Below are 2,021 nucleotides of genomic sequence, written 5' to 3'. Positions count from 1 at the left end.
CGCTCACCGTCCCGTCTCCAGGATCGCCCGGCGCCAGGCCGCCGCGTCCTCCCGCAGCGCGCCGCGCCGCCCGGACCGCGCCACCCGCGAGGCCGCCCCGTCGCGGAGGAGCCGGAAGAGCATCTTCGCGCGCATGGTCCCCAGCCAGAAAGCCAGTCGCGGTCCGCGGTAGTGCCGCCGGTAGAAGCGGAGCGTGCTCCGGAAGTGCTGCACCGCCATGCTCGCGCGCACCTGCGAGGTGCTGGCCGCGCCCACGTGCGCCACCCGCGCCTCCGGGACGAAGTGCGTCTCCCACCCGGCCGAGGCCAGCCGGCGGCAGAGGTCCACCTCCTCGAAGTACATGAAGTACCCCTCGTCGAACCCGCCGACCGCCTCGAAGGCGCTCCGCCGCACCGCGAGCGCCGCCCCCAGCACCCAGGGGACGGCCGTGGCGCGCCGCGGCGGGCTCGCGCACAGGAGGCGGTCCCGCAGCCCGGGGACCCGCGCGGCCAGCGGGGCCACCGGGTCGTTCTCCAGGAACCAGGCCAGGGTGCCGGGGAAGGGGAAGCACGACGCCTGCGGCGATCCGTCGGGGTTCAGCAGCCGCGGCCCGGCGACCGCCGCCCGGGGGTGCGCGTCCAGGTACGCGCGCAGCGCCTCGGGGGCGCCCGGCTCCAGGCGCGTGTCGCTGTTCAGCACCAGGACGTGCTCCGCGGCGCAGGCGCGCACGCCGCGGTTGGCCGCGGCGCCGTAGCCGGGGTTGGTGCCGTCCGCCAGGAGGAGCGCCTCCGGGAACTCCGCCCGCACCATCTCCGGGCTCCCATCCGTGGAGGCGTTGTCCACCACCACCGCCGGGAGCCCGCGCGGGAGCGAGGCCAGGCAGGCGCGCAGGTGGGCGCGCGTGTTGTGGTTGACGACGACGGCCGCGACGCCGCTCATCGGGCCGGTGGAGCCCCGGCCCGCCCGCCCGGCGCCATCGTCCACATCCCGGCCGAGGGGCGGCGGGGGCAGGGCGGCCAGGAGCGGATCCCCAGAGCCTCCTGCGCCTCCACCTCCGGGCTGGCGGCGGGCGCGCCGAAGAGGGAGTGCGTCAGGTACCCGCCCGCCGCCGCGACCGTGGCCGTCAGGTAGTAGACCAGGTGCAGCGGGACGGCGGCCAGCAGGAAGGCGGGGCCGCGCGTCCGGAGCAGGAAGCCGTAGAAGCCGCGGTTGAGCGCGACCACTCCCGCGAGCGCCGTCGCCGAGGCGGCGAGACCCTGTCCGGAGATCGGGGCGCCGTCGATCACCAGCGCCAGCACGGCGAGGAGGGCGAGCCCGGCGCTCAGGCGCTCCGCGGGCCGGAGGTTGAGCGCCTGGAACTCCGAGACGGCGCCCTCCTGCAGGAGCATCCGCATCCACGGCACCCCGCGCCCGGTGAAGTCCGTCGCGAGCATCCCGCCCAGCGTCCAGCGCTTCAGGTGCGTGCACTGGATCTCCGGGTGCAGCTCGATCGCGTGCCCGCGGCCCCGCAGCCGGCGCCCCATCTCGATGTCCTCCACCTGCGGGCGGCGGTAGTGCCACTCGTCGAACATCTCCACGTCCCGGAACGCCGCGCGGCGGATCGCCCCGCACCCGCTCCAGAACGTCTCCGCGCTCCCGCCCGCCTGCTGGTGCACGTAATGGTGGAGGAGGTTCCGGAACTGGGAGACCACCCCGCGCGCGTCCGGCCGCGCGTCGTACGAGCCGAAGGCGGCGCTCAGCGAGGGCTGCTCCGCGAACAGGCGCGCGAACCGCCCCAGCGTCTCCGGGTGCACGCACACGTCCGCGTCCACGAACACCAGCAGCTCCGCGCGGGCGACCTCGGACCCGCGGTTTCGCGCGTACGCCGGCCCCCGCGCGTTCCCGGGAAGCCGCACCACCACGTCCGCGTGCTCCGCGGCGATCAGCACGCTGCCGTCGCTGCTGGCGTCGTCCACCACCACCAGCTCCCACTCCTCGCGCGGGAGGTCGCTCGCGGCGAGCGCGGCCAGCGCGCGGGGGAGCACCGCCGCCCCGTCGTGCAC

2 protein-coding genes are annotated in these 2,021 nt (G+C 76.4%); both read right to left on the bottom strand.

From position 1 onward, the window contains the following. Window positions 1–3 precede the first annotated feature (3 nt). A complete protein-coding gene (locus tag VGR37_00225; GenBank protein HEV2145819.1) occupies window positions 4–918 on the bottom strand; it encodes a glycosyltransferase family 2 protein in 915 nt (304 codons plus the stop codon). Continuing rightward, on the bottom strand, window positions 915–2,021 hold a 1,107-nt coding region (locus VGR37_00220), incomplete at its 5' end, for a glycosyltransferase family 2 protein (protein HEV2145818.1). The genes VGR37_00225 and VGR37_00220, both read right to left, overlap by 4 nt.

The sequence above is a fragment of the Longimicrobiaceae bacterium genome (genome assembly GCA_035936415.1).
Taxonomy (GTDB): Bacteria; Gemmatimonadota; Gemmatimonadetes; order Longimicrobiales; family Longimicrobiaceae; genus JAFAYN01.
The sequence above is the reverse complement of the archived record's forward strand: the minus strand, read 5'-3'. Positions and strand labels throughout refer to the sequence as shown.

Bases quoted from the DNA above. Each gene is read 5' to 3' on its own strand.
- VGR37_00225 (HEV2145819.1), bottom strand. From the start codon at position 918: ATGAGCGGCGTCGCGGCCGTCGTCGTCAACCACAACACGCGCGCCCAC.